The following is a 22273-nucleotide window of genomic DNA, read 5'->3' on the forward strand; positions in this document are numbered from 1 at the left end:
CGACGTCTCGCGCCTGCTGGACTGCGGCATCCGGAGATGCCGCGGGGGCTGATTGTGGTTGCGACTCATCGATTCCGGCGCGCGGATTATATCCACTTCCACCGCCGAATCAATGGCTTCCGGCGGGACTTACTGCCCCTTACGGCGGATGGCGAAACTGCGCCGGGCATCTTCCTTGAAGGCGTACTCGATGCGCCCCTGGCGCACCACGCCGAGCACCAGCATGTTCTCGGTGATGGCGTCATGGTCCTCCGGCGTGAACGGCCGGATGTAGGTCGTCACCACGCCCTCCACGCCGCGATCGAGATGCTCGAGCGCGTTGCGGATCTTGTCGCCTTCCAGGCTGCCGGCGGTCGACATCGCGTTGAACAGGACCCGCATGGCGTCATAGCCTTGCGCCGCCGACATGGCCGACTCCATGGCGTCCTTGCCGTAGCGGTTGGCGAACTCGCTGACGAACTGCCGGTGCCGGGAGTTCTCGCTGCCGGGGATGAAGGACTGCACCGTCATCACCCCGTCGCCGGCCGGCCCGGCCTGGTCGAGAAAATTGCGCATCGACACCGTCCAGCTGGCGAAGGTCGGCACCGACCATCCCATCTCTGCCTTGCCCTTGGCAATCGCCGCCAGCTCCGGACCGATACCAAACATCACCAGCGCCTGCGCACCGGCCGAGCGCACCGCGTCGAGTTGGGTGCGCATGTCGCGATCGCCGATGCCGAAGCGCTCGACGCGCACCGGCTTCACGCCATGGGTCGCCAGCGCCTTGACCAGGTCGCCCATCTCGGCCTCGCCATAGCCGGTGTCGTCGGCCAGAATGCCGATCTGCCGCAAGCCGCGCCCCTCGACCAGATGGCGGGCCAGAAAGGCGTTGGAAACGCCGGTGCGCGGCGACATGCGGAAGACGAAATTGTGCGGCGCATTCGGCGGGGCGAAGCGCCGGGTCAGCTCCGAACCGGTGGATACCGCGACCACCAGCGGCACCTTGGCCGCCTGGTAGAGATCGATGGTCTTCAAGCCGACACCGGTATTGACGATACCCACCGTCACCGCCACCTTTTCCTTCTCGATCAACTCCTTGGCGATCTCCACGCCCTTGTCGGGGCTGGCGGCGTCATCCCGTTCGACGAGTTCGATCTTGCGGCCGAGCACGCCACCGACATAGGTATTGATTTCGTCGACCGCCATGCGGATGCCCAGGCGCATGCTGTTGCCCATGGGCGCGCTGCCGCCGCTGAAGGGGCCGGACAGGCCGATCTTGATCGGATCGTCGGCATGGGCCGGGGCGGCGGCGATGCCGAACGCAAGACACAGGGCCGACAGCAGGCTGGCCCGGCGCCGGGAGGATTGCGGTGTGGTCATGGAGCGTCTCCGTCATGCCGTCATTTGTGGGCATGACGGTCGTCGTGAAGTCTAGATTGAATCCACTTCTTTCCCTGATCAGGTGTTTCCCGATCAGGGAAAACCCCTGAAGCGATAGGGGGAATAGGATCGCACAGTCGCTGCCCAACGTGTCGGCCAAGGTCGGCAAATCATTGGATCGAGCAGCTCAGGCGCCGACCGGTGCGCCGGGCACCACCATCGCGTGCGGCACTGGCGGCAGTCCGCAGGCGTCGCGCAGATGGCGCATCGCACGCACCGCGGCGGCCGTGGCGGTGAGCCACTCGATGCGGGTGTCGTCGTCGGCCTCGGCCATGTCGTCGTCCGCCCACGGCGCCATCGCGCGCTCGATCAGGCCTTCGAAGGTGGCGGCATCATGGCCGTCGAGATCGTCGGCCCAATCCTCGGGCCACAGGCTGAGGCCGAGTTCGAAGCCGGTCATCCATTCGTCGCCCAGGCGGGTGCCGTCGGCCTCTTCGTCGCCGCCATAGAAAAACGGCGCCCAGCCTTCGGGGTCGCCCAGCGTCTCGACCAGCTCGTCGTGGTAACGCAGGACCAGGGAGAGCACCTTCTGCACCCCGGCACCACGCATGTCGACCTCCGACTCCGACCACACCGACGGCAGCCACTCGACGGTCTTGAGCGGCATCGGCGCGACGATGACGGCCGCCAGGTAGCCATCGAGCATCTCCAGGCTCATGCAGTCATCGGGGACCACGTCCGACGCGAGCAGCGCCTCGAAGGCGTCCATTTCCGAATCGCTCAGGCAAACGGAGCCCTGTTGCGTGGTGTTCATGCGCCTCTCCCTTGGATGACACCGGTGATCACCGGCGTCCGCCAGCATGCCCCAAGACGGGGTGCGCCGCAACAACAACTCAGCCGCGCGCGTCCAGATCCACCACGGCGCGGTAGAGCGGCTGGCCGGAGTCCCGGTACTTGCGCTCGAAGGGCGTCAGCGGGACGTCGGCGGCGAAGGTTTCCCAGGCCACCGTCTGGCCGATCAGCGCGCCCAGCGCCACGGCGTATTCCTCGATATACACCTGCCAGTTGGTGCGGCATTCGAGCACACCGCCCAGCCGCGGCAGGGTCGGGAACACCGGGTGCGCATGCCAGCGCCGCCCGAGATGGCCGATCTTCGGCCATGGATTCGGGTACAGCACATAGTGCCGCGCCAGGCGCAGGCCCTCGGTCTCGATCAAGCGCCAGAAATCCACCAGATCGGCCCGCACCAGCGCCATGTTCTTGGGCAGCAGCGCTTCGGGATAGGGCTTGCGCCGCCCCAGGCGCTCGGCCGACTGGTCGACACCGATGACCCAATGGTCGGGATAGGCGCGCGCCAGGGCGATGGTGCTGTGCGCCACGCCGCAGCCGGCATCGAGAATCAGCGGTGCGCTGCGGTCCCAGCCGGCCAGCGCTTGCGCGAAGGCCTCGCGGTTGTAGTCGGTAAAAGGTTTGCGAAAGGGATGGTCGCGATGGCGCTCGACCTGACGGAGCAGGTCCTCATGCACCCCTTGCTGGGCACTGACCGGAATGCGTGAATTGGCGTAGCTCATGGCAGAAGTCCTAGGCCGCCCGGGCCGGAAGACCGGCGCCGGCCTGCACCAGCACCGCATCGATGGCATGCACGTCGTCGAGCGGTCGCAATGCCTGGTAGAGCGCCTCGGCCTGTACGAAGCGACGGCGCAGGAAGCCCAGCCACTGCTTGAGCCGGCCCGGCGCATGACGCGCCTGCAGCTTGCTGCGCACCCGTGCCCAGAACAGCGCGATGGCCGGCAGCAACTCGGCCCAGTCGGCTGCGCGCGGATCGTCCGCCGCATGGATGACGCCGGCGCGGATGTCGCGCGCCAGAAACGGATCGGCCACCGCGCCGCGGCCGATCATCACATCGGCCACCCCGCTCTCCTGCCGGCAGCGCTGCCAGTCGGCCACCGACCACACCTCGCCATTGGCCACCACCGGCACACGCACCTGCTCGGCGATTCGCCCCACCCAGGCCCAGTGCGCCGGCGGGCGATAGCCTTCGAGCTTGGTGCGAGCATGCACCACGATACGTTCGATGCCCGCCTCTGCCAGCGCCTCGGCACAGGCCAGGGTCAGCCGCGTGTCGCGCACGCCGAGACGCATCTTGGCGGTCAGCGGCGGCCCGCCGCGCGGCATCACCGCGCGCACGGCAGAGGCCACGGCATGCAGGGTCTCGGGTTCGTCGAGCAGCACGGCGCCACCGCGATGGCGATTGACCGTCGGCGCCGGGCAACCGAAGTTCAGATCGATGCCAGCCGGCGACCAGCGCTGTGCCCGCGCCGCGTTCTCGGCCATCAGCCCCGGATCGGAGCCCATCAGCTGCAATTGCACCGGCGTGCCCGCCGCGGTGCGCCCGCCGCGGGCCAGCTCCGGGCTGATGCGGAAGAAGCTGCGCTGCGGCAACACGGTCGCCGAAACGCGGACGAACTCGCTCACCGCCTGATCATAGGGCGACAACCGGGTGAGCACGTCGCGCAGCACCTCGTCGGCCAGCCCTTCCATGGGCGCCAGCAAAAGCTTCACGACGACCTCCAACACAGTAAACTCATGCCCTTGTTTCTCTCCGGATCGACACCCATGGCCGACGCCATTACCCTCTACCACAATCCGCGCTGCTCCAAGAGCCGCGCCGCCCTTGCCCTGCTCGAAGAGGCCGACGTGCCGCTCGAGGTGGTGAATTACCTGGAAAACCCGCCCACTCGCGCGGCCCTGGCGCAAATCACCCGCCAACTGGGCATCGCCCCCGAGGCGCTGGTGCGCCGTGGCGAAGACGTTTTCAAGACGCTCTACCAGGGCAAAACCCTCGATGACGATGCCTGGCTCGACGCCCTGGCCGATCACCCCAAGTTGATCGAGCGCCCGATTGCGGTCTGTGGCGACCGGGCGGTCATCGGCCGCCCGCCCGAAAAGGTGCTCGAACTGCTCGACTGAGTCCGCGGATTCTACCTCAGCACCACTCCCGGAGCGGCCCCACCTGCTTGATTTCGCTGAAATCATCAGGGATAATGCTCGTTTTTCCAGATCAGGGCGGTCACAATCGCCGCCCGCAGCAGAGACGAACACCATGAAAGCGGATATCCACCCGAAGTACCAGGACGTCACCATCACCTGCAGCTGCGGCAACTCCTTCGTGACCCGCTCGACGGTCGGCAAGGCCGCCATGACGGTTGAAGTGTGTTCCGAGTGCCACCCCTTCTACACCGGCAAGCAGAAGATCGTCGATACCGCCGGCCGCGTCGAGCGCTTCCGCCAGAAATTCGGCAACGTCCAGCGCCTGGGCTGATCACTCGCCCGCGTTGCAAAAAGGCAGCCTTGGCTGCCTTTTTTATTGTCCGCCAGCCCGGGCACGCATCCCCTCGCACGCCTGCTGGCGTAAAATTCGCACGCCTGAACGGCCAATGCTCCCCGAATGACGACCCGCCGCCACGATCCCTTCGCCCCCGCCCTGCCGCCGCCGCCGCGCACCGCCCTGCTCTGGGCGATGATCGCCATCTACCTGCTGGCCGGCCTGACCGGCCATGCCCCCTGGCGGGGGGACGACGGCCGCTTCTTCGGCCCGATTCTCGGCATGGTGCGCGACGGACACTGGCTGGTGCCCCATCTAGCCGGTGCGCCACATCTCGATTTCGGCCCGCTCTACTACTGGCTCGGCGCGATCAGCGCGTCGGCCCTCGGCACCGTGCTGCCGCTGCACGATGCGGCACGTCTGGCCAGCGCCCTCTTTGCGGCTTTCGCCCTGTGGCTGACGGCCGACGCCGCCCGGCGCATGCATGGCGAGCAGGCGCATGCCCCCGCCCTGCTCCTGCTGGTCGCCAGCCTCGGGCTGGTGGTGCATGTCCATGAAACCCAGCCGCTGCTGGCGGTCATGGCGGCGCAGGCCGTCACCTTGTGGGGCATGGCCAGAGCCTTGAAGCGTCCGCGTGTCGGCGCCGTCGTCGCCGGTGTCGGCGTCGGTCTGGCTGTCCTGGCCAACGGCTTGAACGCGCTGCTGATGACCGCGCCGCTGCTCTTGCTGCTGCCCGGGCTGACGGCCATTCTGATCGGCGTCGTCGCAGCGCTCGTGGTCGCCGGCCTGTGGATCGTACCGATGGCATCGACGGCGCCCGACCTCCTGGCGCTGTGGTGGTCGACCAGCATCGAAGCCAGCACGCCCCACACCCGCAAACTGGCCGAAGCCGCCGACTGGTTGGGTCTGCTCGGCTGGTTCACCTGGCCGCTGTGGCCGATTGCCGGCTGGGCACTGTGGCGCGAGAGGCGCCATCTGGGCAGGCGCGCCTGGCGCACCATCGGCGCGGCCATCGTGCTCGCCGTGCTGGTCACCAGCCTGAGCGGCACCCTGCGACCGGCGGGCTTCCTGCCGCTGTTGCTGCCGCTGGCACTGGCCGCCGCAGCCGGCGTTACCACCTTGCGCCGCGGTGCGGCCAATGCCTTCGATTGGTTCGGCGGGATGACCTTTGCCACCTTTGCCCTGTTGGCGTGGACGGCCTGGAGCGCCATGGCCTTCGACTGGCCCCCCGGGCTGGCTCGTCATCTGGCGAAGATCACGCCCGACTTCGCCCTGGAGAGCCGGCTCTGGCCGCCGCTGCTGGCGCTTGCGCTGTGCGCCGGCTGGATCTGGCTGCTGGCCATCGCCAAGCGCAGCCCCTACCGCGGCGCGCAGAACTCGGCGGCCGGCATGACCATGTTGTGGTGTCTGGCGGTGATTCTGCTGCAACCGTGGTTCGACTACAGCAAGGGGCATGCGAGCGCGGTCTCGGCGCTATCCGAGTATCTGGAGGCACATCCGCCGCCGGGATGCATCTCCGGCATCGGCCTGTCGCCAAGCCTGACCGTCAGCCTCGACTACCGGGCCGGCCTGCGCCCCCAACCGTTCAGCGACGCCAGTTGCCCGTGGATCCTGGTCTCCGGCAGCGACTTGCCCACCACCGGCACCCTGCTGTGGCATCACCAACGCGGCGGCGGCAGCCGGCGCGAAGTGCTCAGCCTGGTCACGCAACCGCCCGACTGAGGCGGGCGGTGATCGACCTCAGCCGGGCAGGCGCAGGAAGGTCGCCCGGTAGTGCTTCAATTCTTCGATCGACTCGTAGATGTCGGCCAGGGCTTCGTGCTTGCCCTGCTTCTGGATGCCCTTGTACACCTCGGGATGCCAGCGCTTGGCCAACTCCTTGAGCGTGGATACATCCAGGTTGCGGTAGTGGAACCAGGCTTCGAGCTTCGGCATGTGACGCGCCAGAAAGCGGCGGTCCTGGCAGATCGAGTTGCCGGCCATCGGCGAAGCCCGTTCGGGCACATGCTCGGCCAGAAAAGCCAGCATCTGCGCCTCGACCGCCGCCTCGTCCAGCGTTGATACCCGCACCCGCGCCGTCAGGCCCGACTGGCCGTGCGTGCGGGTGTTCCACTCGTCCATGCCATCGAGCACCGCGTCGGACTGATGCACCGTGAGCACCGGCGCCTCGGCCACGGTTTCGAGTTCGCTGTTGGTGACCACGATGGCCACTTCGATGATCCGGTCGGAGTCCGGCTCAAGCCCGGTCATCTCCATGTCGATCCAGATCAGGTGATTGGGATCCTGTGCCATAATTTTGCCGCGAAGCGTTGAGAATCGCGCATTGTGTCATAGTTCGCCCACCTTTCGGCGGGCCCGCCCCCTTCCTGACCGCGCATGACCGATACCCTCTTCACCAGTCTCTTTGTCGCCGTACTGTTGGTCACCGCCCTGTTCAAGCTGTGGCTGGGCCGACGCCACCAGAAGCACGTCCAGGCCCATCGCGAGCACGTACCGGCCGAGTTTGCGCAGCAGATCTCACTCGCCGCCCATCACAAGGCGGCCGACTACACCGTGGCGCGTCTTCGACTGGCGCGGATCGACATCCTGCTCAGCGCCGCCTGGATCCTGCTGCTGACCCTCGGCGGCGCCCTGCAATGGCTGCATTCGACTTGGACCGCCCTGTGGCCCGCCGGCACGCTGCTGCACGGCACTGCCTTCCTCGCCTCGATCGGCGTGCTCGGCGCGCTCGTCGATCTGCCGCTCACGCTCTACCGGACTTTCGTGACCGAAGCGCGCTTCGGCTTCAACAAGATGACCCTCGCCCTGTTCCTGGCCGACACCGCCAAGAGCCTGGTGCTGGCGGCGCTCATCGGCCTGCCCCTGATCGCCGCCGTGCTGTGGTTGGTGAACGTCATGGGCGCGCATTGGTGGTGGTCGGTGTGGCTGTTCTGGCTGGGCTTCAACGTGCTGGTGCTGCTTGTCTGGCCGACCTTCATCGCGCCGCTGTTCAACCGCTTCACCCCGCTCGAGGATGAGCGCCTGCGCGGGCGCATCGACGCCCTGCTGGCGCGTTGCGGCTTTCGCAGCAACGGCCTGTTCGTGATGGACGGCTCGCGCCGTTCGGCGCATGGCAACGCCTATTTCACGGGCTTCGGGCAAAGCAAGCGGATCGTGTTCTTCGACACCCTGCTCGAGACCCTCGAGCCGGTCGAGGTCGAAGCGGTGTTGGCGCATGAGTTGGGCCATTTCAAACGCCGCCATGTGACCCAGCGCCTGATCGTCATGAGCGCATTGATGTTGGGCGTGCTATGGCTCCTGTCGATCCTGATGGAAGCGCCCTGGTTCTTTCACGGGCTCGGCGTAAGCGCCCAAGGCACGGCCATGGCGCTGGCCTTGTTCATGGTCGCGCTGCCGGTGTTCAGCTTTCCGCTGGCGCCGCTGATGAGCGCCTGGTCGCGCCGCAACGAGTTCGAAGCCGACAGCTACGCAGCCGAGCAATCCGATGCTCAGGCGCTGATCAGTGCCCTGGTCAAGCTGTATCGCGACAACGCCAGCACGCTCACGCCCGATCCGCTCTATTCGCGCATCTACGATTCGCACCCGCCGGCCAGCATCCGCATCCACCACCTGCAGGAACGCCTGTCTTGAGACTTCCCCGATGAGGCGCGGCACCATCGTCGCGTCGTTTGGCCGCCAGTTCGACGTCTTGGACCACGAGGGGCAACGCTGGCTTTGTGTCACACGGGGCAAGCGCATCGATTTCGCCTGCGGCGACCGCGTGGAATTCAAGCCCACCAGCGACGGCTATGGCGTGATCCAGCGCGCCGAGGCGCGCGACAGCCTGCTGCACCGCTCCGATGCGTTCCGGCAAAAGCTCCTCGCCGCCAATGTGAGCCAGATCCTGATCGTGGTGGCCACCGAACCGAGCTTCAGCGACGAGTTGATCTCACGCTGCCTGTGCGCCGCCGAGCATCAGCACCTGAAAGCACGCATCCTGCTCAACAAGGCCGACATCCAGGCCGGCTTGGCCGACGCCCGCCTGCGCCTGGCCATGTTCACCGCGCTCGGCTACGACGTGATCGAGCTGTCGGCCCAGAACGATGTGAGCGTGCTTGCGCCCTTGCTTGTCGGTGAAACCAGCGTGCTGGTCGGTCAGTCCGGCATGGGCAAATCGACCCTCACCAACGCCCTGATCCCCGACGCCAACGCCGCCACCCGGGAGATCTCCGAGGCGCTCGACACCGGCAAGCACACCACCACCGCCACTCGGCGCTATACCTTGCCGGACGGCGGCGCACTGATCGACAGCCCCGGCCTGCAGGCCTTCGGCCTGGCGCATCTGTCCGAAGACGACCTGCTCCACGGGTTCCGCGAATTCGCCCCCTTGCTCGGCCATTGCCGCTTCCGCAACTGCCAACATGACGCCGAACCCGGCTGCGCCTTGCTCGCCGCCGTGGCCGACGGCCGGATTGCCGAACGCCGCTTCAATCACTACCGGCTGCTGAAACACGAGATCCAGAACGCCAAGCGTCTTTCGCAAGGCTGGTAGCAAAGGCCATGAAAAAACCCCGCCGAAGCGGGGTTTTCCTTGATGCGAGAAACACTTACATGCGTTCGAAGACCGCGGCGATACCCTGCCCGCCGCCGATGCACATGGTCACCAGCGCATAGCGGCCGCCGGTGCGGTGCAACTCGTAAATGGCCTTGGTGGCGATGAACGCCCCCGAGCAACCCACCGGGTGACCCAGAGCGATCGCGCCGCCGTTGGGGTTGGTCTTGGCCATGTCGAGTTCCAGCCCCTTGGCCACGGCAATGGCCTGTGCCGCGAAGGCTTCGTTGGACTCGATCACATCCATCTGGTCGACCGTCAGACCGGCACGCTGCAGCGCGATCTTGGACGACGGGATCGGGCCTTCGCCCATGATGTGGTTGGGCACGCCGGCCAGCGCATAGGACACCAGACGGGCCATCGGCTTGTGGCCGGCCTTGGCCGCGGCGTTGGCTTCGGCCAGCACCATGAAGGCAGCACCGTCGTTGATGCCGGACGCGTTGCCGGCAGTGACCGTACCGTCCTTCTTGAAGGCCGGCTTCATGGCGGCCAGCTTTTCCATCGAGGTGGCACGCGGGTGCTCGTCGGTGTCGAACACAGTTTCGCCCTTGCGGCTCTTCAACGTGATCGGCACGATCTGCGACTTGAAGCGGCCTTCGGCGATCGCCTTGGCGGCGCGGTTCTGAGACTCCAGCGCCAGCGCATCCTGATCCTCGCGGGAGATGCCCCACTTCTCGGCCAGGTTCTCAGCCGTGATGCCCATGTGGCCGGCGCCGAAGGGGTCGGTCAGCACGGCCACCATGGCATCGACCAGCGAGGTGTCGCCCATGCGGGCACCGGTACGCATCGCCGGCGACAGGTAAGCGCCGCGCGACATCACTTCGACACCGCCGCCGACACCGAAATCGCAGTCACCCAGCATGATCGCCTGAGAGGTGGAGACGATGCCCTGGAGGCCCGACGAGCACAGGCGGTTGACCGCCATGGCCACGGACTCCATCGGCAGACCCGCCTGAATCGAGGCCAGGCGCGCGACATAGGCGTAGCGGGCTTCGGTCGGGATGCAGTTGCCCACGGTCACATAATTGATCTGCTGGGGATCGACGCCGGCACGGCCGACGGCTTCCTTCATCACCAGCCCGGCCAGGTCGGCCGGTTCCATGCCGCTGAGCGAGCCGCCGAAACCACCGATGGCGGAACGGACTGCACTCAGGACAACAACTTCACGATTTGCCATGTTTTACTCCCTCCAAGAAAACTCAAGGTGCCACCCATACGACCACGTACATCAAGGTCAGTACAAGAACGCACATGAGCAAGGCGCGCCATAGTAGTCCGATCACGCCCTGCATGGATTCAACGCGGACGTCTTCGCCGGCGCCCAGTTCGGGCCGCTCGACCAGCTGCCCGGACTGACGGATGGGCAAACCCAACCGCAAGCCGAGCGCACCGCCCCCGCTAGCCAACACTATACCCGAACTCGAATCGGCCCATTTGGCCGCCTGGGTTCGCCAACACAGGATGGCATCCTCGAAATTTCCGACGATGGCGAAGGTGATGCCGGTCAGGCGGGCCGGCGCCCAATCGATGAGCGCAAAGGCCCGTCGCGAGAAGCGATCCAGCGCGGCATGCTCGACCGACGATAGGGTCGTGCGCCAACGGCGCACCAGAAAGTCGGCGCATCGGTACATCACAGCTCCTGCGGGCCCCGGCAGCACGACGAACCAGAAAATCACGCCGAACACATTGCGGTGAGCGGCCAGCAAGGCCTCTTCGACAGCCAGTCGGGCGACTTCGTCGTCGGTTGCATCGGGATAGGATTCTCCCCGCCACTGGCCGAGCAGCTGGCGGGCGCGATCGAGCTCTCCCATGCCCAGCGCCAGATGAATGTCGGTGAAATAGTGGCTTTCGTGGCGGAAGCCGAGCGTCAGATAGAGCACCAGCAGATTGAACAGGACGGCGAGCACCGGGTGCACCGCGCCCAGCACACCGTTCAGGACCAGGGTAGCCAGCGTCATCGAGCCGACGCAGGCCAGCCACACAAAGGCGGCACTCCCGGTCCGGCCGGCATAGAAACGGTGCGAACAGGCATCGGCCACGCTGCGCAGCGGGGCATGGACCCAACGCGCTACGGCGAGGGGACGAACCTGTTCAATCAACAACGCCAGTACGATCGCAAGGAGTTTCATTCAGGCCAAGGGCATAGCGCCGAAACAGTCGGGAATCGCTGGCGAACATACCACAAACGGATCGCCTCAAGACGCGCACCCGAGCGCACCGTTCAGGCGTTTTCGCCGAGGAAGCGCGACAGCATCACCAACATGCCCGCGGTGGCGCCCCAGATGTGATAGTGCCGCCACGGCATGGCATAGAAGGTGCGTTCGCGCCCGTCGATGACGATGCGCTCACGACGGCGATTGGCCGGATCGATGAGGAAGGCCAACGGCACTTCGAAGATCTCCGCCACTTCGAAGGTGTCGGGGACCAGCTCGAACGGAGGCGCCACCAGACCGACCACCGGCGTCACGCGAAAGCCCGTACCGGTATGGTACTCGGACAGGCTCCCGAGCAACTCGACGCGCTCCGGATGCAGGCCGATCTCCTCGTGCGTCTCGCGCAGCGCGGTCATTTCGGGATTGCGATCGCCGGCCTCGACGCGCCCGCCGGGGAAACTGACCTGCCCCGGGTGATGATGGAGATGGTCGGTGCGGCGGGTCAGCAGCACGGTGAGGCCCTCGCTGCGATCCACCACCGGCACCAGCACTGCCGCCGGCCGGAGACGCTCGGGGGCGGCATCGTCTCGCATCGGCGCGGAGGGCGGCGCCTCGGCAAAACGCTGGCGCAACCCATGGGCCGTGAGCAGACGATCGGGCGCGGTACCGGGCTGATTCATGCTCAATACCGTTTTCGCAGGGTCAGGGTGTCGCCGGCACGCTGCATGTCCATGCGGTTGAGCACGCTCATGCCGAGCAAGGCGACCGGTAATTCGGAGTCGTGAACCGCGGCGTCCACCTGATGCAGGGTGACGCCCCCGAGGTTCAGCTCGGCGAGCTTGACGACCCAGGTGCGCACCATGCCGTTGGCCGTCATCGACACGCTCGGCCGCCCATGTTTGAGATAGTCGATGCGGGCGCGCTGCGCATCGGCGCGGTCGATCGCCACCATGCTGGCGCCGGTATCGACCAGGAACCGCATCGGCGCACCATTGATGCTGCCTGACGCGACGAAATGCCCCCGCCCGTCGGCGGTGAGGCTCACCATTGGTGCCTGGGCCGATGCCGCCGATTTGACGACCCGCTGCCCCAACCGCAAGGTTTCGCGGGCGCCATCGACTTCGATCACCACCTGCTCGCCCTGCACCGAGATGACCTTGACGCCGGCGATAGTGCGGCCCACCGCCACCGTCATCGGCCGCCCACCGTCGATCACCAGCACGGCCTTGCCGGGGAACAGGCCAGCCACGGCCACTTCGGTCGCCTGTGCGCCACCGGCAAGGATGAAAGCGGCAAGAAAAGCAAAGGCCTGACGCACATGCAGTGGCATTGGTATCTCCGGAACGGGTCGCGCTTCATGATACCGCCTGACGTCGAATCGCGCCTGCCGCATCGGGTCGAGAAGCGGCCCCACGAAAAACGGCCGGACACCCATTGAGGATGTCCGGCCGTCGTGTCGGCGCCCAGTGTCGTCGGATCGGTATCAGACGAACACGTCGACGTTCCGGCCTACCGTGGCGTCGGGGTCCGGCGCCGCCGGTGGGCTCGGTAAGGCTTCGATCAATTGGGCAGCGCTGCTGGCCGCCAGATCCAGAGCCTTGCGCTGCACGAGCAGGGCGGCCTGGGTTTGCAGATCGGTCAGGGAAGCGGCGGAGGCGGCGGACACGTCCATGGTGGGATCAGTCGCGGAAGTTCTCGTACTGCAAAGGATAGTCGGTGATCTCGCGCCGGACCAGGGCGATACACTCTTGCAGGTCGTCGCGCTTCTTACCGGTAACGCGGATCGATTCACCCTGGATGGCCGCCTGCACCTTGACCTTGCCGTCCTTGATCAGCTTGACGATCTTCTTGGCCAGATCCTGCTCGACGCCGACACGCACGCGGATCTCCTGCTTAACCTTGTTGCCGCCGACCTTCTGCACCTTCTCTTCCTGCAGGCAGCGCACGTCGATCTTCTTGGCGGTCAGCTCCGGCAACAGGATGGCTTTCATCTGCTCGAGCTGGAAATCGTTGTCGCCGTGCAGCGTGAGCAACTTGTCGTTGTGCTCGACGCGGGCGTCGGTGCCCTTGAAATCGTAGCGATTGGTGATCTTGCGATTGGCGCTGTCAATTGCATTGTTGAGCGCCGGCATCTCCACTTCGGAAGTGACATCGAAAGAAGGCATGGTGACTCCTGTGTAGAACAAGGCACGACAGCGCATGCGTCGCGCGCGGAAAAGGCAACGGCGGCCGCAGCCGCCGTGCTTGGCGTCCGTCGGTCAGATCACCCGAAGTGGCACACGTAGTGCATCGGGGTACCCACCACCTGAATATCGAAGCTCGACGAGGCGGCCACACTGAAGGTCTGGCCGGCCTCGAAGTTGCGCCATTCGGCCTCGCCGCCCATGCGCACGCTGCAGGCACCGGCGACGATCTCCATCACCTCGGGCGCCCCGGTGTTAAAGGTCAGCGTGGCCGGCAGGATCACTCCGACCGACTTGCGCGAGCCGTCGGGCAAGGTGAGGTTGTGACTGACGCACTTGCCACCAAAATAGACGTTCGCCTCCTTGGCAACCGATACGCCGTCGATCAGCGCTTTTTCTGTCATGACTCGCTCCCTGAAAACCCCTCCCCGGGGTCACTCGATACCCAAAATGCGGGCAATAAATCCCTTGGCGATAAAACCGACAAAGCCCAGCCCGAGCGCCATGAACATCCACACCGTGCCGTACTTGCCGGCCTTCGACTCCCGGGCCAGATTTCCGATGATGAACAGCATGTAGAGGATCAGCGCGGTAAAGCAGACCTTGAGCGAAATTTCTTCGAATTCCGCGACGGTCAGACCGAACAGGATGGCATCGCCCTTCACCTCAGAACACCTCAACCACGTTTGTTACGCGCATTCTCAGCAATGCGCAGGCGCAATGCATTGAGGCGGATGAAGCCGTGCGCATCTTTTTGGTCGTAGGCGCCCTGGTCGTCCTCGAAGGTGGCGATGGTCGGATCGAACAGCGAATCGGTCTTCGAGTCGCGACTCACCACGATCACATTGCCCTTGTAGAGCTTGACCCGCACCCAGCCATTGACCGTCTTCTGCGTCTGGTCGATCAGCGCCTGCATGGCGAGGCGCTCCGGCGCCCACCAGTAGCCGTTGTAGATTGCGCTGGCGTAGCGCGGCATGAGGTTGTCCTTGAGGTGCGCCACTTCGCGGTCCAGCGTCACCGACTCGATGGCGCGGTGCGCCTTGAGCAGGATGGTGCCGCCCGGGGTTTCGTAGCAGCCGCGCGACTTCATGCCGACATAGCGGTTCTCGACCAGGTCCAGTCGGCCGACGCCGTGCTTGCCGCCGATCTGGTTGAGCGTGGCGAGCAACTCATGCGCTTTCATGCGCTTGCCGTTGATCGACACCAGATCGCCCTGCTCGAATTCGAGATCCAGGTACTCGGCCGCGTCCGGCGCAGCCTCGGGCGACACCGTCCAGCGCCACATCGACTCTTCAGCCTCGGCCGCGGGGTTTTCGAGGTGACGGCCTTCGTAGGAGATGTGCAGCAGATTGGCGTCCATCGAGTACGGCGCGCCGCCCTGGCGGTGTTTCATGTCGATGGCAATGCCCGCGTCTTCGGCATACTTGAGCAGCTTCTCGCGCGAGAGCAGATCCCACTCGCGCCACGGGGCGATCACCTTCACGTTCGGCATCAGCGCGTAGTAGCCCAGCTCGAAGCGCACCTGGTCATTGCCCTTGCCGGTGGCGCCATGCGAGACGGCATCGGCGCCGGTCTGGCGGGCGATCTCGATCTGCCGCTTGGAGATCAGCGGGCGGGCAATGGAGGTGCCCAGCAGGTACTCGCCTTCATACACGGTGTTGGCGCGGAACATCGGGAACACGAAGTCGCGCACGAACTCTTCGCGCAGATCGTCGATGAAGATGTTCTCCGGCTTGATGCCGAACTTCAGCGCCTTCTGGCGTGCCGGGTCGAGCTCCTCGCCCTGCCCCAGGTCGGCGGTGAAGGTCACCACCTCGCATTGATAGGTATCCTGAAGCCACTTCAGGATCACCGAAGTATCCAGGCCGCCCGAATAGGCCAACACTACCTTTTTCACATCGCTCATAGCTTTTCCTGACGATAAGACATGCCGCGGATCACGCGGCCAGATTCAAATCCACCCGCGCGGTCAGCTGTCCACGCGGCCAATGACGAGATACTCGAGCAGCGCCTTCTGCGCATGCAGCCGGTTCTCCGCCTCGTCCCACACCACCGATTGCGGCCCGTCGATCACCCCGGCGGTCACCTCTTCGCCGCGATGCGCCGGCAGGCAATGCATGAACACGGCATCCTTCGCCGCGACGCGCATCATGTCCTCGTCCACGCACCAGTCGGCAAAGGCCTTCATGCGCTCGTCGTTCTCGGCCTCGAAACCCATCGAGGTCCACACATCGGTGGTCACCAGGTCGGCGCCCTTGCACGCTTCCATGGGGTCGGCGAACTGCTCGAAGTGATTCGTGCCGTACAGACCGGCTCGCTCAGGCTCGATTTCATAGCCCGGCGGGGTCGACACATGCACGTTGAAGTCCAGCAACTCGGCCGCCTGCAGCCAGGTGTTGCACATGTTGTTCGAGTCACCGATCCAGGCCACCGTCTTGCCGCGGATGTCGCCGCGATGCTCGATGAAAGTGTAGATGTCGGCCATGATCTGGCAGGGGTGGTACTCGTTGGTCAGGCCATTGATGACGGGCACGCGCGAATTTTCGGCAAAACGCTCGATCACCGACTGCTCGAAGGTGCGGATCATCACCGCATCGCTCATGCGCGAGATCACCTGCGCCGCATCCTCGACCGGCTCGCCGCGTCCGAGTTGGGAATCGCGCGTGTTCAGGTAGATGGCCGAGCCGCCCAGCTGATGCATGCCGGCCTCGAAGGACAGCCGAGTGCGGGTGCTGGCCTTCTCGAAGATCATCACCAGGGTGCGATCGAACAAGGGGTGGTGCGGCTCGTAGCGCTTGAACTTGTCCTTGATCCAGCCGGTGCGCTCGAACAGGTACGCGTACTCTTCGCGGGTGAAATCCTTGAACTGCAGATAGTGTTTGATGGCGTTCATGACACGCTCTTGTGGTGAGTTAGGCAGAGAGGAACTTGCGGATCAGCGGCGCCAGCGTATCGACCAGCGCCGTCACATCGGCGACCGAGAAGGTCAGCGGCGGCAACAGGCGAATCACCTGCTCGGCCGTCACGTTGATCAGCAGGCCGGCCTCGAGCGCCTGCCCGACCAGCGCACCGCAGGGCCGATCCAGCACCACGCCGATCATCAGCCCATCGCCGCGAATTTCCGTCACGCCGGCGACGCCGTCGAGGGCGCGGGCAAGCTCTTCGCGCAGCTGTGCGCCCCGTGCCGATGCGTTCTCCAGCAAGCCGTCGCGTGTCATCACGTCGAGCGTGGTCAGCGCCGCGGTGCACGCCAGCGGGTTTCCGCCGAAGGTCGAGCCATGGTTGCCCGGGCCGAACACGCCCTTGGCACGCCCAGCGGTCAAGGCGGCACCGATCGGCACGCCGGAGCCCAGCCCCTTGGCGAGGGTCATGACATCCGGCTGGATGCCGGCCCACTGGTGAGCGAACCATTTACCGGTCCGGCCGACACCGCACTGCACTTCATCGAGAATCAGCAACCACTCGTGCGCATCGCACAGCGCGCGCACGGCCTTGAGGTAATCGAGATGCGCGGCCCGGATACCGCCCTCGCCCTGGATCGGCTCGAGCATCACCGCCACCACGTCATGGTTGGTCTTGGCGACCTGCTCGATCGCCGAGAGGTCGTCGAACGGCACACGCACGAACCCGGGCACCAGCGGCTCGAAACCCGCCTGCACCTTGCGGTTGCCGGTGGCCGACAAGGTGGCCAGCGTACGGCCGTGGAAGGCCTGCTCCATCACCACGATCGCCGGTTGCGCGATACCGCGCTTGTGTCCGTAGTAACGCGCCAACTTGATGGCCGCTTCGTTCGCCTCGCACCCCGAATTGGCGAAGAACACTTCGTCCATGCCCGACAACTCGGCCAGCCGGTCGGCCAATGCTTCCTGCGCGGGGATGCGGTACAGATTGGAGGTATGCAGCACACGCCCGGCCTGCTCGGCCAGCGCCTTGACCAGATCCGGATGGTTGTGGCCAAGCGTCGACACGGCGATCCCCGCCAGCGCGTCAAGGTAGCGCTTGCCGTCGGTATCGAAGATATGCACCCCCTCGCCGTGAGAAAACGCGACCGGCAAGCGACCATAGGTGTTCATGACGTGTGACATGCAATAGCCCCAGAATCAGGAATCAGGAATCAGGATTTGATCCGTTCAAAACACATACGGCGGCCGTCGCCGCCGTGAACTGTAAGCGTTCGATGGTAAGTGAAACACGCTTTGATGTACATATTGGCCCGCCAGCGCACCTCCAGCCGGCCGACGGCGGGCCCACAATTTCTGCTAGAATCCCGCCCTGTCGCGGGACGTCCGCCAGAGGCCGGCAGAGCCTCAGCAGTCGCGCTTTTGGGAGGGGCCGCGGCTCAACAATGGGCCCGGACAGACATCAAGAACATGACCACAAAGAACCAGAGTTTTGTCATCGTCGGCGTCACCCGCGAGGGCCGAAAATTCCGCCCCAGCGACTGGGCGGACCGCCTGTGCGGCATCATGTCGGCCTTCGGCGCGGACAACCGCATGAAGTACTCACCCTATGTTCGGCCCGGCTGCACCCTCACCGGCGACAAGAGCGTGGTGGTGGACGCCCGGCTGTATGACATAGAACCCCTCGCCTACAAGTTTCTGGTCAATTTCGCAGACGACAACAATCTGACCATCGAACCCATCGATTCGGCACAGAGCGCGGTCTGAGCACTGGCCGCCCGGGCGGCCAGACACAAAAAAGGCGACCCGCGGGTCGCCTTTTTCGTCGTCTCGCAACGCTCAGGCAGCCATCCCCTTGATCGCTGCGGACAGGCGGCTCTTATGGCGCGCAGCAGCGTTCTTGTGGATGATCCGCTTGTCAGCGATGGTGTCGATGGTTTTCATCGAGCTTTGAAACAGGGTGCGGGCAACGTCCTGATCGCCTGCATCGACCGCCTTACGCACAGCCTTGATCGCAGTGCGAAGACGCGAGCGCAGGCTGGCGTTGTGAGCACGCGCAGCATCGTTTTGGCGAGCGCGCTTGCGGGCTTGTGCCGTATTGGCCATAAGTCTTCGTCCGTGTTGGTAGATACTGAAAGCGCGAGATGATAGCGTGTCGAGCGGCCTCGCGCAAGTCATATGCGCACTCGGCCGATCGGCGCGCAACGCAGTATCATGCGCAGTTTGCCGGACCCTCGCCGATGAACCTGCTTCGCGCCCTCGCCACCGTCAGCAGCATGACGCTGATCTCACGCATCCTCGGCTTCGTCCGGGATTTCGTGATCGCCCGCGCCTTCGGTGCCGGGATGGCGACCGACGCCTTCTTCGTCGCCTTCCGCCTGCCCAACCTGTTGCGCCGCATGTTCGCCGAAGGCGCCTTCTCCCAGGCCTTCGTGCCGATCCTGGCCGAATACAAGAACCGCCGCGGCGAAACGGAAGCCCAGCAGCTGGTGAGCAAGGTCGCCACCTTGCTGGGCTTGGCGGTGTTGCTGATCTCCATCCTCGGCGCCCTGGCCGCTCCGCTGATCATCTATGTCTCGGCGCCGGGCTTCTCGGCCGATGCGGAAAAGTTCGCCCTCACGGTCGAGCTGACCCGCATCACCTTCCCCTACATCTTCTTCATGTCGCTGGTGGCCCTGTCGGGCGGCGTGCTCAACACCTGGAGCCGGTTCGCGATTCCGGCCTTCACGCCGGTGCTGCTCAACCTCAGCTTCATTGCCATGGCGCTGTTCGCCGCGCCGCTGTTCGATCCGCCGGTGCTGGCGCTGGCCTGGGCGGCGTTTCTCGGCGGCGCCTTGCAGCTCATCTTGCAACTGCGGCCGCTGGCGCGCATCGGCATGCTGCCGCGCCTGCGGCTCGACACCAAGGATCCGGGCGTACGGCGCATCCTCTATCTGATGGCGCCGGCGATCCTGGGCGTATCGGTCAGCCAGATCTCGCTGCTCATCAACACCATCTTCGCCTCCTTCCTGACCAGCGGCAGCGTCTCCTGGCTGTACTTCGCCGACCGCCTGATGGAATTCCCGGCCGGCCTGCTGGGCGTGGCGCTGGGGACCATCCTGCTGCCCAGCCTCTCCAAGTGCCATGCCGACGAGGACCCGACCCAGTTCTCCGATCTGCTCGACTGGGGCCTGCGCCTGACGCTGATGCTGACCCTGCCGGCGGCATTGGCGCTGGCCGTGTTGGCGGTGCCGCTGATCTCCACGCTGTTCCACTACGGCGCTTTCGGCGCCGACGACGTCCTCAACACGCGCACCGCGCTCATCGCCTACAGCATCGGCCTGACCGGCATGATCCTGGTCAAGGTGCTGGCCCCCGGCTTCTACGCGCGACAAGACATCCGCACCCCGGTGCGAATCGCGCTGATCACCCTGGTCGCCACCCAGCTGATGAACCTGGCCTTCATCGGCCCGTTCAAGCATGCCGGCCTGGCGTTGTCGATCGGCCTGGCTGCCTGCCTCAACGCCGGCCTGCTGTTCCGCGGCCTGCGCCTGCGCAAGGTCTTCCAGCCGCGCCCCGGCTGGGCGGCGTTTTCTTTCAAGCTGCTGCTGGCCCTGGGCGCGCTGGGCGCGGTGATGTGGTTTCTCAAAGGCACGGACGCGAGCTGGATCGCCGAGGGTGGCAGTGCGCGTGCGCTGCGCCTGAGCCTGCTAGTGGTGGCCAGTATCGCCACCTACTTCGCCACCCTCTTCGTGCTTGGCTTCCGGCCGCGCGACTTCTCCCGGCGGGCCGCCTGAGCGCGGGCCTGCGGCTTCGGCCTAGAATGCAAGCATCACGTTTCCGACACCGACCCGGGAGGTTCTGATGAAGATATCCAGTCAAAGTCTGACAGATGGCCAAGTCATCGACGGCACCTACGCCTTCGGCGTGCCTGCCGCCGAGGGGCATGTCGCGCTGAGCGACAACCGCAACCCGCATATCGGCTGGTCCGATCTGCCCGCCGGCACGCGCTCGCTGGTCCTGATCTGCCATGATCCGGATGTGCCCAGCCGCGGCGACGACGTCAATCAGGAAGGGCGGACCGTCCCGGCCGATCTGCCGCGCGTGGATTTCTTCCACTGGGTGCTGATCGATATCGACCCGGCGCTCGGCGAGCTGGGCGAAGGCGTGTTCTCCTCGGGCATCACCGCCCGCGGCAAACCCGGCCCGGCCGGCCCGCTCGGCACACAGCAAGGCATCAACGACTACACCGGCTGGTTTGCCAGCGACCCCGACATGAGCGGCGATTACCACGGCTATGACGGCCCCTGCCCGCCGTGGAACGACAGCATCCCGCACCGCTATGTGTTTACGCTGTACGCCACCGACCTGGCCCGCTGCCCGGTGGGCGGCCGCTTCACCGGGCAGGACGTACGCTCGGCGATCGCCGGCCACATCCTCGACCAGGCCGACCTGACGGTCCGCTACAGCCTCAACCCCGCGGTACCGGCCTGAGCCGCCACCCCGCGCCCGCTCGGGCGTGGGTTCAGCGCGGATAGGTCGCCAGTTTCCGGGCGACCGGCGCCAGCGCCGGCGCCCGGTAGTCGGGCAGCCCGTCGCGAAACGCCGGCGGGTTTTCGCCGATCACCAGCGGCCGCAACCAGCGCAGCGCGGCATCGGTCAGATCGAAACCATTGGCGTGGATGAACTCGGCCGGCACGCGCCGTTCGGCATTGGCGATCGGCCCGAGCGCGGCGGGCTCGACCCGCCAGCGATAGGGCGCGTCCGATTCGCGCACGATCGCCGGCATCACCGCATCCAGGCCCTGCACGGCATAGTCCACTGCCATCCGCCCCACCGCCTCCGCCTGCGTGCGATCGGTGGCCGACACCAGATGACCGGCCGCGCGCTGCAGATAGTCCGGCACCGCCCAGTGGTGCTTGTAGCCCAACTTGTCGTGCACCAGCCGCGCCAGCCGCTGGCCGACACCGCCGAGCTGCACATGACCGAGCGCATCCTCATCCTGCTCGGCCAGCAGCTTGCCGTCGCGGCTGCGCACGCCTTCGGCGGCGGTGATCGCGCAATAGCCGATCCGCGCGACACAGGCTTCGACCTGGCGCAGGAAGGCCTCCGGGTCGAAAGGCACCTCGGGCAGCAACAGCACATGCGGCGGATCGCCCGGCGCCTGCCGTGCCAACGCGGTCGCGGCGGCCAGCCAGCCGCAGTTGCGGCCCATGACTTCCATCACGAAGATGCGCCCACGCTGGCTGCTCATGGCGCGCAAGTCCATGCCGGCCTCGCGCATCGCCGTGGACAGGAACTTGGCGGCCGAGCCGAAGCCGGGGGACGCATCGGTGCCGACCAGATCGTTGTCTACCGTCTTCGGCACACCGAGGCAGACAAGCGGATAGCCGCGCGCCTTCGCCGCCGCCGACAGCTTGAGCACGGTGTCCATCGAGCCGTTGCCGCCGTTGTAGAGGAAATAGCCGACATCATGGGCGGCGAATACGTCGAACAGGCGGTCGAACTGCGCCGGATTGTCTGCCGGCGCATCGAGGTCGAAGCGGCAGGCGCCGAAGGCACCGCCCGGCAGCGCAGCCAGGGCCGCCAGATCGGCATCGTCGAGCCCGGCCGTGTCGACCAGATCTTCCGCCAGCACGCCGAGAATGCCATGCCGCGCCCCGAGCACACGCCCCACCTGCACCGGATGGCGGCGGGCTTCGGCGATCACCGCGGCCGCGCTGGCGTTGATGACGGCCGTGACACCGCCAGACTGGGCGTACAACAAGGTTCTGGGCGTCATG

Annotated in this window: 26 protein-coding genes; 8 read left to right on the forward strand and 18 right to left on the reverse strand. The window is 65.8% G+C overall.

Translation table 11 applies throughout. The features are described 5' to 3' along the window. Window positions 1-129 precede the first annotated feature (129 nt). The 4 genes from I8J34_RS06555 to I8J34_RS06570 all read right to left on the reverse strand — a co-directional run bounded on the left by I8J34_RS06555 (window position 130) and on the right by I8J34_RS06570 (window position 3921). On the reverse strand, window positions 130-1359 hold the full coding sequence (locus tag I8J34_RS06555; RefSeq protein ID WP_214360585.1) for an ABC transporter substrate-binding protein: 1230 nt from the start codon (window positions 1357-1359) through the stop codon (window positions 130-132). Between the two features lie 187 nt (window positions 1360-1546). Further along, on the reverse strand, window positions 1547-2173 hold the full coding sequence (locus I8J34_RS06560; RefSeq protein ID WP_214360586.1) for a UPF0149 family protein: 627 nt from the start codon (window positions 2171-2173) through the stop codon (window positions 1547-1549). 79 nt (window positions 2174-2252) lie between these two features. Continuing rightward, window positions 2253-2930 carry a tRNA (guanine(46)-N(7))-methyltransferase TrmB gene (gene trmB, locus I8J34_RS06565; protein WP_214360587.1) on the reverse strand — a complete coding sequence of 226 codons (678 nt, stop codon included), beginning with the start codon at window positions 2928-2930 and terminating at the stop codon, window positions 2253-2255. Window positions 2931-2940: 10 nt separating this feature from the next. Next, window positions 2941-3921, reverse strand: a complete 981-nt coding sequence (locus I8J34_RS06570; RefSeq protein WP_214360588.1) for a tRNA dihydrouridine synthase — start codon at window positions 3919-3921, stop codon at window positions 2941-2943. A gap of 54 nt (window positions 3922-3975) precedes the next feature. On the opposite strand from I8J34_RS06570, the gene arsC reads away from it, so the two are divergent. The 3 genes from arsC (at window position 3976) to I8J34_RS06585 (ending at window position 6406) form a co-directional block, all read left to right on the forward strand. Next, a complete protein-coding gene (gene arsC / locus I8J34_RS06575; RefSeq protein ID WP_214360589.1) occupies window positions 3976-4329 on the forward strand; it encodes an arsenate reductase (glutaredoxin) in 354 nt (117 codons plus the stop codon). Window positions 4330-4462: 133 nt separating this feature from the next. Beyond that, entirely contained in the window at window positions 4463-4681 is a 219-nt protein-coding gene (rpmE, locus tag I8J34_RS06580; RefSeq protein WP_214360590.1) for a 50S ribosomal protein L31, read from the forward strand. A 126-nt stretch (window positions 4682-4807) separates the two neighbouring features. After that, window positions 4808-6406 carry an ArnT family glycosyltransferase gene (locus I8J34_RS06585; RefSeq protein WP_214360591.1) on the forward strand — a complete coding sequence of 533 codons (1599 nt, stop codon included), beginning with the start codon at window positions 4808-4810 and terminating at the stop codon, window positions 6404-6406. Window positions 6407-6424: 18 nt separating this feature from the next. On the opposite strand, the gene orn is transcribed toward I8J34_RS06585, so the two are convergent. Next, window positions 6425-6976 carry an oligoribonuclease gene (orn, locus tag I8J34_RS06590; RefSeq protein WP_214360592.1) on the reverse strand — a complete coding sequence of 184 codons (552 nt, stop codon included), beginning with the start codon at window positions 6974-6976 and terminating at the stop codon, window positions 6425-6427. Window positions 6977-7060: 84 nt separating this feature from the next. Here orn and I8J34_RS06595 point away from each other — a divergent pair, with 84 nt between their 5' ends. Both I8J34_RS06595 and rsgA read left to right on the forward strand, forming a co-directional pair. Further along, a complete protein-coding gene (locus I8J34_RS06595) occupies window positions 7061-8314 on the forward strand; it encodes a M48 family metallopeptidase (protein WP_214360593.1) in 1254 nt (417 codons plus the stop codon). A 10-nt stretch (window positions 8315-8324) separates the two neighbouring features. Then, window positions 8325-9215: a ribosome small subunit-dependent GTPase A gene (gene rsgA, locus I8J34_RS06600; protein ID WP_214360594.1), complete on the forward strand. Its 891-nt coding sequence runs from the start codon at window positions 8325-8327 to the stop codon at window positions 9213-9215. Between the two features lie 55 nt (window positions 9216-9270). On the opposite strand, the gene I8J34_RS06605 is transcribed toward rsgA, so the two are convergent. From I8J34_RS06605 to I8J34_RS06655, 11 genes are all read right to left on the reverse strand, one after another. After that, entirely contained in the window at window positions 9271-10452 is a 1182-nt protein-coding gene (locus tag I8J34_RS06605) for an acetyl-CoA C-acyltransferase family protein (protein ID WP_214360595.1), read from the reverse strand. 22 nt (window positions 10453-10474) lie between these two features. Then, the gene (locus I8J34_RS06610) at window positions 10475-11404 is read right to left on the reverse strand and encodes a CobD/CbiB family protein (protein WP_214360596.1); all 930 of its coding nucleotides are present in this window, start codon (window positions 11402-11404) and stop codon (window positions 10475-10477) included. 92 nt (window positions 11405-11496) lie between these two features. Beyond that, a complete protein-coding gene (locus I8J34_RS06615; RefSeq protein WP_214360597.1) occupies window positions 11497-12108 on the reverse strand; it encodes a CoA pyrophosphatase in 612 nt (203 codons plus the stop codon). A gap of 2 nt (window positions 12109-12110) precedes the next feature. Then, window positions 12111-12758, reverse strand: a complete 648-nt coding sequence (locus I8J34_RS06620; RefSeq protein ID WP_214360598.1) for a retropepsin-like aspartic protease family protein — start codon at window positions 12756-12758, stop codon at window positions 12111-12113. Window positions 12759-12911: 153 nt separating this feature from the next. Then, a complete protein-coding gene (locus tag I8J34_RS06625) occupies window positions 12912-13100 on the reverse strand; it encodes a putative motility protein (RefSeq protein WP_214360599.1) in 189 nt (62 codons plus the stop codon). 7 nt (window positions 13101-13107) lie between these two features. Then, window positions 13108-13593 carry a YajQ family cyclic di-GMP-binding protein gene (locus I8J34_RS06630; RefSeq protein WP_214360600.1) on the reverse strand — a complete coding sequence of 162 codons (486 nt, stop codon included), beginning with the start codon at window positions 13591-13593 and terminating at the stop codon, window positions 13108-13110. Between the two features lie 98 nt (window positions 13594-13691). Beyond that, entirely contained in the window at window positions 13692-14015 is a 324-nt protein-coding gene (ppnP, locus tag I8J34_RS06635; RefSeq protein WP_214360601.1) for a pyrimidine/purine nucleoside phosphorylase, read from the reverse strand. 30 nt (window positions 14016-14045) lie between these two features. Next, complete coding sequence (locus I8J34_RS06640; protein ID WP_214360602.1) at window positions 14046-14276, reverse strand: DUF2788 domain-containing protein; 231 nt, start codon at window positions 14274-14276, stop codon at window positions 14046-14048. An 11-nt stretch (window positions 14277-14287) separates the two neighbouring features. Then, window positions 14288-15517: an argininosuccinate synthase gene (locus I8J34_RS06645; protein WP_214360603.1), complete on the reverse strand. Its 1230-nt coding sequence runs from the start codon at window positions 15515-15517 to the stop codon at window positions 14288-14290. A gap of 63 nt (window positions 15518-15580) precedes the next feature. Beyond that, window positions 15581-16504 (reverse strand): ornithine carbamoyltransferase, encoded by a 924-nt coding sequence (gene argF / locus I8J34_RS06650; protein ID WP_214360604.1) that lies wholly within the window; start codon window positions 16502-16504, stop codon window positions 15581-15583. Between the two features lie 19 nt (window positions 16505-16523). Next, window positions 16524-17696, reverse strand: a complete 1173-nt coding sequence (locus I8J34_RS06655) for an aspartate aminotransferase family protein (protein WP_214360605.1) — start codon at window positions 17694-17696, stop codon at window positions 16524-16526. A gap of 285 nt (window positions 17697-17981) precedes the next feature. Between I8J34_RS06655 and I8J34_RS06660 the strand changes: the two genes are divergently transcribed. Further along, window positions 17982-18278 (forward strand): DUF3579 domain-containing protein, encoded by a 297-nt coding sequence (locus tag I8J34_RS06660; RefSeq protein WP_214360606.1) that lies wholly within the window; start codon window positions 17982-17984, stop codon window positions 18276-18278. Between the two features lie 72 nt (window positions 18279-18350). Here I8J34_RS06660 and rpsT read toward each other — a convergent pair whose 3' ends face one another. Then, on the reverse strand, window positions 18351-18617 hold the full coding sequence (gene rpsT / locus I8J34_RS06665) for a 30S ribosomal protein S20 (protein WP_214360607.1): 267 nt from the start codon (window positions 18615-18617) through the stop codon (window positions 18351-18353). Window positions 18618-18751: 134 nt separating this feature from the next. On the opposite strand from rpsT, the gene murJ reads away from it, so the two are divergent. Together murJ and I8J34_RS06675 are read left to right on the forward strand one after the other, a co-directional pair. Then, a complete protein-coding gene (gene murJ, locus I8J34_RS06670) occupies window positions 18752-20287 on the forward strand; it encodes a murein biosynthesis integral membrane protein MurJ (protein ID WP_214360608.1) in 1536 nt (511 codons plus the stop codon). A 67-nt stretch (window positions 20288-20354) separates the two neighbouring features. Beyond that, complete coding sequence (locus I8J34_RS06675) at window positions 20355-20984, forward strand: YbhB/YbcL family Raf kinase inhibitor-like protein (RefSeq protein ID WP_214360609.1); 630 nt, start codon at window positions 20355-20357, stop codon at window positions 20982-20984. Between the two features lie 31 nt (window positions 20985-21015). Here the strand turns inward: I8J34_RS06675 and I8J34_RS06680 are convergent, their stop codons facing one another. After that, window positions 21016-22272 carry a 6-phosphofructokinase gene (locus I8J34_RS06680; protein WP_214360610.1) on the reverse strand — a complete coding sequence of 419 codons (1257 nt, stop codon included), beginning with the start codon at window positions 22270-22272 and terminating at the stop codon, window positions 21016-21018. Between the last annotated feature and the right edge of the window lies 1 nt (window position 22273).

The organism is Denitromonas iodatirespirans (genome assembly GCF_018524365.1).
GTDB classification, from domain to species: Bacteria; Pseudomonadota; Gammaproteobacteria; order Burkholderiales; family Rhodocyclaceae; genus Nitrogeniibacter; species Nitrogeniibacter iodatirespirans.